10 protein-coding genes are annotated in these 13451 nt (G+C 72.5%); 5 read left to right on the forward strand and 5 right to left on the reverse strand.

What is annotated here, in order from left to right; translation table 11 throughout:
- Positions 1-208: 208 nt before the first annotated feature.
- Positions 209-1132, reverse strand: coding sequence for a UbiA family prenyltransferase (locus tag ACZOOI_RS25000; RefSeq protein WP_465277930.1), 924 nt, complete (start codon positions 1130-1132; stop codon positions 209-211).
- Positions 1133-1323: 191 nt separating this feature from the next.
- Here ACZOOI_RS25000 and ACZOOI_RS25005 point away from each other — a divergent pair, with 191 nt between their 5' ends.
- From ACZOOI_RS25005 to ACZOOI_RS25015, 3 genes are read left to right on the forward strand one after another with little or no spacing between them, the layout of a single operon-like run.
- Complete coding sequence (locus tag ACZOOI_RS25005) at positions 1324-2379, forward strand: type III polyketide synthase (RefSeq protein ID WP_465277931.1); 1056 nt, start codon at positions 1324-1326, stop codon at positions 2377-2379.
- Between the two features lie 5 nt (positions 2380-2384).
- A complete protein-coding gene (locus tag ACZOOI_RS25010) occupies positions 2385-2903 on the forward strand; it encodes an isoprenylcysteine carboxyl methyltransferase family protein (RefSeq protein WP_465277932.1) in 519 nt (172 codons plus the stop codon).
- The gene (locus tag ACZOOI_RS25015; protein ID WP_465277933.1) at positions 2900-3913 is read left to right on the forward strand and encodes an NAD(P)/FAD-dependent oxidoreductase; all 1014 of its coding nucleotides are present in this window, start codon (positions 2900-2902) and stop codon (positions 3911-3913) included. Before ACZOOI_RS25010 ends, ACZOOI_RS25015 begins: the two co-directional genes overlap by 4 nt.
- Positions 3914-4098: 185 nt before the next feature.
- Here the strand turns inward: ACZOOI_RS25015 and pdxR are convergent, their stop codons facing one another.
- On the reverse strand, positions 4099-5583 hold the full coding sequence (gene pdxR / locus ACZOOI_RS25020; protein WP_465277934.1) for a MocR-like pyridoxine biosynthesis transcription factor PdxR: 1485 nt from the start codon (positions 5581-5583) through the stop codon (positions 4099-4101).
- Between the two features lie 130 nt (positions 5584-5713).
- Between pdxR and ACZOOI_RS25025 the strand changes: the two genes are divergently transcribed.
- The gene (locus tag ACZOOI_RS25025; protein WP_465277935.1) at positions 5714-7207 is read left to right on the forward strand and encodes an MFS transporter; all 1494 of its coding nucleotides are present in this window, start codon (positions 5714-5716) and stop codon (positions 7205-7207) included.
- Between the two features lie 143 nt (positions 7208-7350).
- Here the strand turns inward: ACZOOI_RS25025 and ACZOOI_RS25030 are convergent, their stop codons facing one another.
- Complete coding sequence (locus ACZOOI_RS25030) at positions 7351-8190, reverse strand: SAM-dependent methyltransferase (protein WP_465277936.1); 840 nt, start codon at positions 8188-8190, stop codon at positions 7351-7353.
- Between the two features lie 365 nt (positions 8191-8555).
- Between ACZOOI_RS25030 and aspS the strand changes: the two genes are divergently transcribed.
- A complete protein-coding gene (gene aspS, locus ACZOOI_RS25035; RefSeq protein ID WP_465277937.1) occupies positions 8556-9863 on the forward strand; it encodes an aspartate--tRNA(Asn) ligase in 1308 nt (435 codons plus the stop codon).
- Positions 9864-9940: 77 nt separating this feature from the next.
- Here aspS and ACZOOI_RS25040 read toward each other — a convergent pair whose 3' ends face one another.
- Positions 9941-11458: an RNA polymerase sigma factor gene (locus ACZOOI_RS25040; protein ID WP_465277938.1), complete on the reverse strand. Its 1518-nt coding sequence runs from the start codon at positions 11456-11458 to the stop codon at positions 9941-9943.
- A gap of 1053 nt (positions 11459-12511) precedes the next feature.
- Positions 12512-13366 carry an NAD(P)H-binding protein gene (locus ACZOOI_RS25045; RefSeq protein ID WP_465277939.1) on the reverse strand — a complete coding sequence of 285 codons (855 nt, stop codon included), beginning with the start codon at positions 13364-13366 and terminating at the stop codon, positions 12512-12514.
- Positions 13367-13451: the final 85 nt, after the last annotated feature.

Raw genomic sequence — 13451 nt, forward strand, 5'->3', positions numbered from 1 at the left:
GCTCGCGGTGCCCGATCTGCGGGCGGTTTGTGTGAATCCGGGATCGAGCTATGGGCATGAATGATTTCCTGGTGCTCTGAACTGGACAATGGGACAGATTGTTAAATACGAAGATCCAATTTGACAGAATGTCAAGCAGTGATCGGTATATATCACCTCATCGGACGCTTTTCCAGGGCATACCGAAACCGCTCTGGCAGGCCACGGTCTACGCGCATTGGTGTGATGATCGTCGGACCCCGCGTGATCCGCGTCCGTGTGCGGCGATACCGGCTCCCCGACGCAGCAGCAGGGCCACGTCGATCGCGGCGACGGCGATCGCGGCGGCGAACGGGACCCCGGGCCGCCGGCCGCCGAGCAGCGCACCCGCCCCGGCCAGGACACCGGCACCGACCAGGGCGAGCCGCCCGGACCGGTCCGGGCGGCCGTACGCCAGCAGCGCGGTGGCGCCGAGCAGCGGCAGCGGTGCGAGCGCCCGGATGCCGGTCGGGCCGAGTCGGTGCGGCAGGCCGCGCACGCCGCCCGCGCGGTCGACGTCCAGATCCGGCAGCGCGTCGGCCAGGTGCGCGCCGCAGCCCAGCAGCGCGGCGGCGGTGACGATCCACCACGTGGGTGCCGGCCGCCCGGGCAGCCCGAACGCGACGAACGCCGGCAGGCTGCCGAAGCCGACCGCGTAGGGCAGCCACGACCAGGCGGTGCCCTTGACCCCGAGGTCGTAGGTCCACGCGGCAGCCACCCCGACCACATGTGCGGTGCCCGCCGCCGGCCCCGACGCGTAGGACAGCGGCAGGCACAACACCAGCGCGGAACCGGCGGCGAGCGCCACCCGCTCGGCCCCGACCAGGCCGGCGACCACCGGCTTGCCGGTCCGCCCGGCAGCCCGATCGCGGGCGGCGTCCACCGCGTCGTTGCACCACCCGACCGACAACTGCCCGCTGAGCACCGCCGCGCCGACCAGCGCGCAGCCCGCGGCGTCCCGGCCGGCCGCGGCGGCCAGGGCGGTCACCAGGGCCGTGACGGCCACGGTCGGGCCCGGGTGGCAGGCGAGCACGAGGCCGACCGCAGGGGCCCGTTCGCGGGGGCGCGCGGGGGCGGTCACGGGCGGGCGGCGCGGCGCTGCGGCTTCGCTCACGTGGGTGACCTTTCCGGGAGTCGGCGCGGGACGGGCGCATGCGGGTCGCGTGCGCGGGCAAACGACGTGGGTTCGGTGTTCCCGCTGGGCACTGTTCCAGCGTTCCCGCACCCGTTCGGCGCAACCGCCCCAGCAGTCACACCCGTTCGCCGTCCCGCATTTCCGTCGCCTCATCCAGCCGGGGGTTCGCCGTGACCCGCATCGCCGCCGTCCGTGGTGCCCTGCCGCCGCACCGATATCCACAGGCCGAGATCACCGAGGCGTTCGCGGGGCTGTGTCTGCCGGTCGGCGCCGATCGCCGCGTCCTGGACCGGCTGCACGCGAGCGCCCGGGTGGACACCCGCCATCTGGCGCTGCCCCTGGACCACTACGCCAAGCTGGACGACTTCGGCGCGGCCAACGACGCCTACCTGGACGTCGCGGTCGAGCTCGCGGCCGAGGCGATCGAGTCCGCACTCGGCGCCGCCGGGCTGAGCGCGCTCGACGTGGACCTGATCGTGTTCACCACGGTGACCGGCCTCGCGGTGCCCTCGATCGACGCCCGCCTGGTCGGCCGGCTCGGCCTGCGCCCCGACGTCAAACGGCTGCCGGTGTTCGGCCTGGGCTGCGTCGCGGGCGCCGCCGGGATCGCCCGGGTGCACGACTACCTGCGCGGGTGGCCCGAGCACGTCGCACTGCTGGTCTCGGTCGAACTGTGCTCGCTCACCCTCCAACGCGCCGACGCCTCGATCGCCAACCTGGTCGCGGGTGCCCTGTTCGGCGACGGCGCGGCGGCGGTGGTCGCCTGCGGGGACGCGCGCACCGGGCCGGGGCGCGGCCCCAGAGTGGTGGCCGGCCGCAGTCGCATGTATCCGGACTCGGCCCGGGTGATGGGCTGGGACGTGGGCGGCTCCGGGTTCCGGATCGTGCTCGGCCCGAACGTCCCCGACGTGGTCCGCGAGTACCTGGCCGGCGACGTGCGATCCTTCCTCGCCGAACACGACCTGAGCCCGGCCGACATCACCGCGTGGGTGTGCCACCCGGGCGGCCCCAAGGTGCTCGAAGCCGTCGCCGAGACGCTCGAACTCCCGGCCGGCGCCCTCGATCTGACGTGGCGTTCGCTGGCCGCGACGGGAAACCTGTCGTCCACCTCGGTACTGCACGTGCTGCGCGACACGATCGCCGCCCGGCCCGAACCCGGTACGCCGGGCCTGATGATCGCGATGGGCCCGGGGTTCTGCTCCGAACTCGTCCTCGTGGAGTGGTAGGCGCGATGTACTGGTACTTCGTCCTGGTGGGCCTGGTCGCCGTCGAACGCGTCGTCGAGTTGGTGGTGGCCCGACGCAACCTGGCCTGGAGCCTGGCCCGGGGCGGCGTGGTCAGCGGCCGGCGGCACTATCCGCCGATGGTCGTGCTGCACGTCGGCCTGTTGGCCGCATGCGTGCTCGAAGTGTGGCCGGCCGAGCGGCCGTTCGTGCCCTGGTTCGGCTGGACCATGGTCGTCCTCGTGCTTGCCGCGCAGGCGCTGCGCTGGTGGTGCATCATCGCGCTCGGCCCGCGCTGGAACACCCAGGTGGTGGTCGTGCCGGGGCTGCCGCTGGTGCGCAGCGGACCGTATCGGCTGACCTGGTTGCGACACCCGAACTACGTCGCGGTCGCGGTCGAGGGCCTGGCGCTGCCCCTCGTACACGGCGCGTGGGTCACCGCGCTCACCTTCACCGCGCTCAACGCCGCGCTGATGGTGGTCCGGATCCGCTGCGAGTCGGCCGCGCTGTCGGCGGCGACCGCGTGATCGACCTGCTCGTCGCGGGCGGCGGGCCGGCCGGCCTGGCGACCGCGATCCACGGTGCGCTCGCGGGGCTGCGCGTGGTGGTGGTGGAGCCGCGGCCGGCGCCGGTGGACAAGGCCTGCGGCGAGGGACTGATGCCCACGGGCGTGACCGCGCTCGCCCGACTGGGCATCACGCCCGCCGGCCGGCCGTTGGCCGGGATCCGGTACCTGGACGCCCGACACGCGGTCGAGGCCCGGTTCCGGACCGGGCCGGGGCTGGGAGTCCGGCGCACCACGCTGCACGCCGCGCTGTACGAACGGGCGCGCGCGCTCGGGGTCGAGCACCGGGTCGGCCGGGTCGGCGACGTGCACCAGGACGCACACGGGGTGACCGCCGCCGGACTGACCGCACACTGGCTGGTCGCCGCGGACGGCCTGCACTCGCCGATCCGGGCCGCGCTGGGACCGACGCCGCCGGATCGGCGCGCCCGGCGGTACGGGCTGCGCCGGCACTACGCGGTCGAGCCGTGGACCGACTTCGTCGAGGTGCACTGGTCCCCGCACGGCGAGGCGTACGTGACGCCGGTCGGGCCGGACCTGGTCGGCGTCGCGGTCCTGGGCCCGCGCGGACGGCCCTACGACGAGCACCTGGCCGCGTTCCCCGCACTGCGGGCCCGGCTGGCGGGCGCGGCGGCCGGCGACGTGCGCGGCGCGGGGCCGCTGCGCCGCCGGGTGCGCACCCGGGTCGCGGGCCGCGTCCTGCTCGTCGGCGACGCGGCCGGCTACACCGACGCGCTCACCGGCGAGGGCATCGCGCTGGCCCTGGCCTCGGCCCGGGCCCTGGTCGCCGCCCTCGTCGCGGGTTGCCCCGAGCGCTACGAAGCCGACTGGCGCCGGCTGTCCCGCCGGCACCGAGTCCTCACCGAAACCCTCCTCACCGCCCGCGCCCGCCCGCACACGGCCCGCCTGATCGTCCCCGCGGCCCACCGCCTGCCGACGGTGTTCGGCACGATCGTCAACGCACTGGCTTAGGCCGGGTCCGGTGGATCTTGGTGGATGAGGTCGCGTCGTCTGGTGCCGTGGCTCGGCGTGCCGGAGAAGCAGCCGCATAGTGGTTCTCTTCGGCTGTTTCTCCGGTGCGGCGAGAAGAGCGCAGCGAGGAGCCCGAAGGGCGGATGCCGGGCGGCGCGGCCCCACCAAGATCCGCCGGACACGGCCTAGGCCGGGCCCGGGTCGAAGGAGTTCACCGTGGACCGGGCGGGCCGGGCCTGGTTGTGCGTCGTCGCCGCCCGCAGCGAGCGGCACAGTGCCTCGACCGCCGCCGTGTACGAGTGGTCCGGGGGAGTCGCGTATCCGACCACCAGGCCGTCCGGGACCGGGCCCGTCGCGTCCGGGTGGCGGAAGTCGGCGAGGCCGTCCAGGGTCAGGCCCTGGCGGGCGGCGGCCTCGACCGTGGCGGGTTCGCTGCCGGCCGGCAGCCGCAGGACGGCGTGCAGTCCGGCGGCGATGCCGGTCGCGACGACGTGCGGGGCGTGTTCGGCCAACGCGGCGAGCAGGTGGTCGCGGCGGTCGCGGTAGCGCCGGCGCATCCGGCGGATGTGCCGGTCGTAGTGGCCGCCCTCGATGAAGTCGGCCAAGGTGAGCTGATCGGTGACGCCGGCCCATGCCTCGCGTACGCCCTTCACCGCCAGGACGTCGTCCACCAGGTGCTCGGGGAGCACCATCCAGCCGAGCCGGATCGCCGGGGACAGGCTCTTGCTGACCGAGCCCACGTACACCACCCGGTCCGGATCCATGCCCTGGACCGCGCCGACCGGACGCCGGTCGTAGCGGAACTCGCCGTCGTAGTCGTCCTCCAGCACCAGCCCGCCCCGTGCCCGCGCCCAGTCCAACACCGCGAGCCGCCGCTCGGGCGACAGCGGGCCGCCGGTGGGGAACTGGTGAGCCGGCGTCAGCACCGCCACGCGGGCGCTCGGCAGGGCGGCCAACGCGTCGGTGTCGGCGCCGTGTTCGTCGATGCCCAGGGGCAGCGTCCGGATCGACGCGGCGGCCAGGATCGAACGGTGGAAGGCCAGCCCGTACGACTCCACGGCGGCCGGCCCGCGCAACACGCCGGCGAACAGCAGCCGCAACGCATGCGCGAAGCCCGAGCAGATCACGATCCGGTCCGGGTGGGTGCGTACCCCGCGCACCCGCGCGAGGTAGTCGGTCAGCGCGAGACGCAACTCCGGGCGCCCCTGCGGATCGCCCGGCCCGAACGCCTCGTTCGGCGCGGCGTTCAGCGCCCGCCGGGCCGACGCGACCCACGCGGCACGCGGGAAGGACGCCGCGTCCGGCTGCCCCTGGCGCAGATTGTGCGTTGCCCCGGCGGGCCGCGCCGGCAGCCCGGTTCGGGCCCGGCGGCGTGGCGCGGCGAGCGGTTCGGCCCGCCGGGCGACGCGGGTCCCGGACCCCTGACGCGCCGTCAGCCAGCCCTCCGCGACCAGCTCGGCATACGCGTCGGCGACCGTGTTCCGGGCGATGCCCAGATCGACCGCGAGCGACCGGTACGGCGGCAGCGGCGTGTCCGGAGCCAGCCGACCGGTCCGGATCGCCTCGCGGATCGCGCGGATCAGCACGGCCCGCCGACCACCCGTACCGGACAGCTCCAGATGCAGGTCACGGCCGATCCAGCGGGCCGAATTGACCTCGATTTCCGACATGGAAATGAACCCTATACCCGGTCGTTTGCGCACCTAGATTCGTCGTCATGAGCAGCGCGCACCACATCTCGAACCGAATCGCGATCGGCGTCGCCGAGCGCGTCGGCACGGACGAGCGGGGGAAGCACCGATGAGCATCACCACCACCCGAGGCGGGACCACCGGCGGCACGGGCACCGGTACCGACGCGAAGACCACCGGCACCGGCGCCCGTCGGTCCGCGCTGGTCCTGGCCCTGCTCGCCTTCGCCCAGTTGATCATCTCCGTCGACTACAACATCGTCTACGTCGCACTGCCCGAGATCGGCGACGGCCTCGGCTTCACCGCGCAGAGCCTGCAATGGGTGGTCAGTGCCTACGCCGTCGCGTTCGGCGGCCTGCTGCTGCTCGGCGGCCGGGCATGCGACCTGTACGGACCACGCCGGATGTTCGTCCTGGGCTTGGCGCTGTACGCGGGTTCCTCACTGGCCGGCGGGCTCGCCGGCAGTCCCGGGCTGTTGATCGCGGCCCGCGCCGTGCAGGGTGTGGGCGGGGCCTTCCTGTTCCCTGCCACGCTGACCCTGGTCGGCACCCTGTTCGCCGAGGGCAGGGAGCGCAACCGGGCGTTCGCGGTATGGGGCGCGGCGGGCGGCAGCGGGATGATCGTGGGCTCGCTGCTCGGCGGGGTACTGACCCAATTCCTGGGCTGGCAGGCGGTCTTCTACGTCAACGTCCCGCTTGCCGGCGCCGCCGCGCTGACCGCACTGCGGCTGATCCCCGCGGACGGCGCCCGGCGCGCGGACCGCCGCTTCGACCTGGCCGGCGCGCTCACCTCGACCGTGGGCACCATCGCGATCGTGTTCGCGTTCGTCCAGGCCCCCGAGTCGGGCTGGACCTCCGCGCCGATCCTGGCGAGCGTCGCCTTCGGGGTGGTCCTGATCGGCGCCTTCCTGTCCATCGAGCGCCGCAGCCCGGACCCGCTGATGCCGCTGCGCCTGCTGCGCGGTCGCAACCTGAACACCGGCATGGCGGTCACCTTCCTCTACATGGCGACGATCGGCACACTCGCCTACTTCCTCACCGTGTACTTTCAGGAGGTCAAGGGCTACACCGCGCTGGAGACCGGCCTGGCCTACCTGGTCCCGATGCTCGCGATCACCGCGGGCTCGCTGCTCGGCGGCCGGGCGGCGACCCGCTTCGGAACGCGCACCGCGATGATCGCGAGCCTGCTCGTCGGCGCGACGGGCACCGTCGTGGTCGGCCTGTCGATGTCCGCCGGTGCCTCGTACCCGTCCATGGTCCCCGGCTTCGTCATCCTGGGTCTGGGCCAGGGCGCCGGCTACACGCTGATGTTCGGCGCGGCCGCGGTCGGCGTGGCCGGGCACGAGCAGGGCATCGCGTCCGGCATGGCCTCCACCGCCCAACAGATCGGCGGCGCGGTGGGCCTGGCGATCCTGGTCGCGGTGGCCAACGCCCACGCGTCCACGCCGGCCGGGCTGCGTACGGCGGTGCTGATCGCCGGCGCGGGCGTCGGCGCGACCGCACTGGTGGCGCTGCGCTTCGCCCGCGGCACCTCGGCCACGGAGCCGGTCGCGGCCGGCACCGCGACCACCGAACCGGCGGCGATGATCCCGGCCACCCGGTGACCGCAGGCGGCTCGCCCGCCCCGCCCCGACACCACGGCCCGCAGGCGGTTCGCACGCGCGAACCGCCTGCGGGCCGTATCGCGTCGACCGCAGGCCCCAGGGCCCTGGACCCGCCGTCCGCAGGCCCCCGGGCCCCGGACCCGCTACGGCTTGCGGGCCACCGCCCCCAGGACCAGGCGCTGGGTGACCGACAGGGTCGCCTCGTCCACCGGCTCCTCGGGACGCCACAGGTCGATGTAGACCAGGCCCGGTTCGGCCGGCTCCAGACCGTCCAGGTAGGCGGCGATCTCCGCGCGCTCGCGGAAGCGGCCGCTCTTGTGCGAGCCCTGCATCACCTGCTCCATCCGCTCCGACTCCGGGCCGCTGCGCAGGAAGTGGGTCAGGAACAGCCAACTCCCGGACGGCAACGCGTCGAGGTAGGTGCGCAACAACCCGGCCGGATCCTCGTCGTCGTTGATGTGGTGGATCACCCCGAGCAACATCAGCGCGACCGGCCGATCGAAGTCGATCAGGCGCAGCACGTCCGGGTTCTTCAGGATCGACTCGGGCTCACGCAGGTCGGCGGTGATCACCGTGGTCCGCTCGTTCTCGGCGAGCAGCGCGCGGCCGTGCGCGAGCACGATCGGGTCGTTGTCCACGTAGACCACGGTGGCCTCCGGCGCCACCGCCTGGGCGACCTGGTGGGTGTTCTGCGCGGTCGGCAAGCCGGACCCGATGTCGACGAACTGCCGGATGCCCTGCTCGACCAGGAAGCGCACGCCGCGGTGCAGGATCCGGCGATGCGCGCCGGCGTCGTGTTCGAGGTCGGGCGCCACCTCGATCAACTTCCGGGCCACCGCGCGGTCGGCGGCGTAGTTGTCCTTGCCGCCGATCAGGTAGTCGTAGATGCGCGCGACGCTCGGCACGTTGACGTCGATGCCGGCGGGCGGTCGCTCGCCGGCGGGCTCGGTAGACCACACTCGGTCTCCAGTGTTCTCGGACATGATCTCGACACCTCGGGGCCGCCGGTCGGGGGTGGTGCGGCACACCACCGATGGTAAACCGCAGGTAACGCCCCTCGTGATCAATTGCCGTGCCGTCGAAGGCAGTTCGCGATCACGCGAACGGACAAGTCGGGTGATGTACGGCCCTGCCGGTTATCTGCACGGGTATCTGCACGGGCCCGATCGCCGGCCGCGGCCCGGTGGGCCCGGCGCCGGCGGGCCGGCCCTCCCGCGCCCTCGGCCGTCGCTAAATCCGGCGACACCGCCGACCCGGCCGACCTACGCTGACGATCCCCCCGGGTGGCCGTCTACCACCCGCCGTACCCGGCGCGACCAACGCGCCCGCAACCAAGGGAGTTGCCGCCATGCCGCGCACCCTCGTCCGCGACCTGTCCGAGCATCTGGACGAGAGGGTCACCGTGCACGGCTGGATCGACACGCTCCGGTTGCAACGCCGCATGCAGTTCGTCGTGCTCCGCGACCACACCGGCCGGGTCCAGGCCGCGCACGCCCGCGCCGGCGCCGACGACCCGATCGAGGCCGCGTTCGAGCGGGTCACCGTCGAGTCGGCGGTACGGATCACCGGCAGGGTCGTGGCCAACGAGACGGTCCGCCTGGGCGGCCTGGAACTGCTGCCGGAACGGGTCGAGATCCTCTCGGCCGCCGAACCCGGCCTGCCGATCGACGCACACACCGGCCCCGACCGCCGCCTCGACTGGCGCTTCCTGGACCTGCGCCGCCCCGACCGACGACTGGTCCTGGACGTACAGACCACCGTCGAGCAGGCGATGCGCCGGGTTACCGCGGCCGAGGGCTTCACCGAGCTGCACACGCCCAAGCTGATGGGCACGGCATCCGAATCCGGCGCCGAGGTGTTCACCGTCGACTACTTCGGCCGCCCCGCCTACCTGGCCCAATCACCGCAGTTCTACAAGCAGATGGCCATCGCGGCGGGCATCGACAGGGTCTTCGAGATCGGCCCGGTCTTTCGCGCCGAACCGTCGTACACCTCCCGACACGCCACCGAGTTCACCGGCGTGGACGCCGAACTCGCTTGGATCGACGGCGTCGAGGACGTGATGGCCTTCGAGGAGCGACTGCTGCGGGCGGTACTGGCCGACGTCCGAGCCGAACACGGCGCGACGATCGAGGAGCTGCTCGGCGTCCAGGTCACCGTCCCGGAGCGGCCGTTCCCACGGATCACCATGGCCGATGCGCTCGCCCGACTGCGTGCCCGGGGCTGGGACCCGGCGGGCACCAGGGTCGACCTGGACCCCGAGGGCGAACGGGCGCTGTCCGCCCTGATCGCCGCGGAGACCGGACACGAGTTCGTCTTCGTGACCCGCTTCCCGGCCGGGATCCGGCCGTTCTACCACCTGCGCCCGGACGACGACCCCACCGTCACGGAGAGCTTCGACCTGCTCTGGAAGGGCGTCGAGATCACCACGGGCGCGCAACGCGAGCATCGCCACGACCGACTGCTCGCACAACTGCGGGAAAAGGGCATGGACGCGGCACCGCTCGCGTCCTACCTGGACTGCTTCCGCTACGGCATGCCGCCGCACGGGGGCCTGGGCCTGGGGCTGAGCCGACTGCTGATGCTGCTCCTGGACCTGCCCTCGATCCGGGACGCGACGTTCCTGTTCCGCGGCCCGCACCGACTGGCACCCTGACCGGCACGGCCCGGGGTGTGGCGCCGGGTACGGACGGAGGCCGCCGAGGGGCGGTCCGTCCGTACCCGGGGTCCTGCCTAGTCCAGGTAGTCGCGCAGCACCTGGGAGCGGGACGGGTGGCGCAGCTTGGACATGGTCTTCGACTCGATCTGGCGGATCCGCTCGCGGGTGACGCCGTAGACCTTGCCGATCTCGTCGAGCGTCTTGGGCTGACCGTCGGTGAGCCCGAAACGCATCGAGATCACGCCGGCCTCGCGCTCGGCCAGGGTGTCCAGGACCGAGTGCAGCTGTTCCTGGAGCAGGGTGAAGCTGACCGCGTCGGCCGGGCGGATCGCCTCGGTGTCCTCGATCAGGTCACCGAACTCGCTGTCGCCCTCCTCGCCGAGGGGGGTGTGCAGGGAGATCGGCTCGCGGCCGTACTTCTGCACCTCGACGACCTTCTCCGGGGTCATGTCGAGTTCCTTGGCCAGCTCCTCCGGGGTGGGCTCGCGGCCCAGGTCCTGGAGCATCTGGCGCTGCACGCGGGCCAGCTTGTTGATCACCTCGACCATGTGCACCGGGATGCGGATGGTCCGCGCCTGGTCGGCCATGGCCCGGGTGATCGCCTGGCGAATCCACCAGGTGGCGTACGTGGAGAACTTGAAGCCCTTCGTGTAGTCGAACTTCTCGACCGCACGAATGAGACCGACGTTGCCCTCCTGGATCAGGTCCAGGAAGAGCATGCCGCGGCCGGTGTAGCGCTTCGCCAGCGAGACCACCAGGCGGAGGTTGGCCTCCAGGAGGTGGTTCTTGGCGCGCTTGCCGTCCTCGGCGACGAGCTCCAGCTCGTGCCGGAACTGCGGCGTGAGGCCGGGCTCGGAGTCCAGCTTCTCCAACGCGAACAGGCCGGCCTCGATGCGCTTGGCGATCGACACCTCCTGCTCGGCGTTGAGCAGCGAGACCTTGCCGATCAGCCGCAGGTAGTCCTTGACCGGGTCCGCGGTGGCACCCGGTGTGGTCACCTGCTGCTGCGGGGCGTCGTCCTCGTCCGTGGTGAGGACGAAGCCGCTGGGTCCGACCTCGGGGGCCGCGACCTCGGCGGGCTCGTCGAACAGGTCTTCTTCGACCAGTGCCTCGTCGCCGTCCTTGGGGGCGGGCGACTCGACGGCGGTCGTCTCGGTGGCGGTGGTGGTCTTCTTGGCCGCCGTCTTCTTCTTGGCTGCAGCCTTCTTCGGCTTCGGAGCAGATTCCACGACGGACTCTCCCGATTCCGTTGCCGCGGGCGTGACTTGCGCGGGCAAGGTCTCTGTGTTCTTGACACGGGTTGAGCGCGTGGATAGCGTCTTCTTGACAGATCGCCGAGTTGTGGCTACGTCTCTCCGTTGGGTCTCTTTGACCGGGTTGACGGTCAACGTCACACCGGCCTCATCGAGGACCTCGTTGAGGCTACGGAGGATGCTCTTCCACTGCGTTGCAGGGATGGCATCGGTTTCGAAGGCTCGGCGTATGTCCTCGCCGGTAATCGATCCTTCGGCACGGCCACGCTCGATGAGCGCCACCAGAGATTCCGATTCGGCGATTCTGTTGGGAAGCGTGCTGGACGAGCTCGGGGTCACAAATAACCTCTCGGTTCACGCGGGCATGCTGCGGCGCCGCAACTACACCGAATCGATGACGGATCCGCGGGACCGGACCCGTCGGCGCTGCCGGCGCCACTCAAGGCATCGCTCCGATCGGCAAAAGTGTTACGCCCCCGCGAGCGTGACCTGGGTCACGTCGGCCCGCAGCGGCTTCGAGCGGTGGGTTCCCCAGTGTGCGGGACGGCCCGGTGATCTGCACGGTCGCGCCGGTGGGCCCGGGGTTCCGGGGTCGGCGCCGCCGTCGTGGCCGCGGATCGACGGTATCCGAGCGCCGGTGGCAGTGGGTCGGATTTTTCCTGAGGGTGCGGGTGGGGTCGGGCACCGGCGTCGGTCCTACGGTCCTGAACCTGTCTTGAGAATGCCCGCCCTCCGCCGCGTTACGCACGGGACGGGCCGGCTCGCTGTGCCGCATGTGCCTCGGCGCCCGCTCGGCCGCCCGCTCGGCGCCGGGCTCGGGGCGGACCGGCCACGGATGCGGTGAGGGCCGGCCGGAAAGCGACGGGCGGATTCTTCGGGCCGGTGCACCGGTAATGGACGGGCCGGCGGGGCGGTCGGTAAATCCCCGGACCGGGTTTGCGATTTTGTCGGCCATCCGAGTGAAGGCGGTCTCCGATGTTCACCGGCGCCGGATGGGATATCGCGCGCGGGGCGAATCGGGAAAGATCATTCCTCGGGTATTTCGCTAATCGACACGGCGCCCGGCGATCGATCGCAATGGATCGATTCGACAAAATCGATCGGGATTCGGCCGCACGGGATTGATCGGGTGCGGGAGATGTCACGCATCGATGTTCGTGCGGCGGCACCGGCGGTGGATATGCGCGCCGTGAATCGTTGTCGAATTCGATCATCGCCGGGCTTTACGACGGGCCGCGAGCGTGCGGGGATCCGGGCCGCCCGGCCGACGGGTGCGCCGGCCGACGGGTACGCCGGCCGGGCGGCGAAAGCCGGGTCACGGGCTCGGCGCGATCGTGCCGCGGGCGGCCGACGACCCGATCGTCGGCCGCCCGCGGGGGCGGGGCAGGTGGGTCAGACGGTCCAGGCGCCGGTGGGGGCCGCCGTGCGGACGAACTCGGTGAAGTCGCGGCCGGGGCGACCCAGGGCGCGCGGGATGCCGTCGGAGATCTTGGCCTCCAGACCGCGCAGGATGCCGTTCAGGGCCGAGGTCCAGATGGCCGCGTCGAGTTCGGACATGCCCTGGTCGACCAGGGCGGCGGTGTAGGCGGCGGGCTCGACCGGGATGTAGCGGGCCCGATGGCCGGTCGCGGCGGCGATCTCGGCGAGGGCCTCGTCGAAGGTCACCGCGCGCGGGCCGGAGAGCTCGTAGGTCCGGCCCGCGTGGCCGGGGTCCAGCAGGGCCGCGACCGCGACGGCGGCGATGTCCTCGGTGTCGACGAAGGACACCGGGGCGGTGCCGGCCGGCAGGTACAGCTCGCCGGATCGGATGTCGTCGCGGAAGAAGCCCTCGCTGAAGTTCTGCGCGAACCAGCCGGGGCGCAGGATCGTCCACTCGGCGCCACTGTCGCGGACGGCCGCTTCCAGCTCCAGGCGCGCCTGGTTGGCCGGGTCGTCGGCGGCGAAGTAGCCGGGAGTGTCGACGCCGCGCGCGGAGAGCAGGACGATCCGTTCGACCCCGGCGGCGGTGGCCTGCCGGACGAAGGCCGGGCCGGTGGGCACGCCGTCCAGCGGGACCAGGTAGACCGCAAAGACGCCGGCCAGCGCGGGACCCCACGTGGTGTCGTCGGACCAGTCGAAGTGGTGTGCGGTGGAGCGCGAGGCCGGCCGCACGGCGGCGCCTCGGGCGCGGAGCCCGTCGACCACCCGGCTGCCGGTCTTGCCGGTGCCGCCGAGAACGAGGATCGGGTGCTGCGTCGGTTCTGTCATGGCTCCAGCCTGGGCGCGGCCGGACCGGGCGACCATGGGCGAGAAGCCGGGGAACATGTGCGTGCGTCCGGGCCGCCGCCGCATC

This window comes from Embleya sp. L77, from assembly GCF_055557415.1.

What these genes read in the sequence shown, in the direction of transcription:
- ACZOOI_RS25010 (WP_465277932.1), top strand. Translation starts at nt 2,385, where the DNA reads ATGTACTGGTACTTCGTCCTGGTGGGCCTGGTCGCCGTCGAACGCGTC.
- ACZOOI_RS25045 (WP_465277939.1), bottom strand. Translation starts at nt 13,366, where the DNA reads ATGACAGAACCGACGCAGCACCCGATCCTCGTTCTCGGCGGCACCGGC.
- ACZOOI_RS25030 (WP_465277936.1), bottom strand. Translation starts at nt 8,190, where the DNA reads ATGTCCGAGAACACTGGAGACCGAGTGTGGTCTACCGAGCCCGCCGGC.
- pdxR (WP_465277934.1), bottom strand. Translation starts at nt 5,583, where the DNA reads ATGTCGGAAATCGAGGTCAATTCGGCCCGCTGGATCGGCCGTGACCTG.
- aspS (WP_465277937.1), top strand. Translation starts at nt 8,556, where the DNA reads ATGCCGCGCACCCTCGTCCGCGACCTGTCCGAGCATCTGGACGAGAGG.
- ACZOOI_RS25025 (WP_465277935.1), top strand. Translation starts at nt 5,714, where the DNA reads ATGAGCATCACCACCACCCGAGGCGGGACCACCGGCGGCACGGGCACC.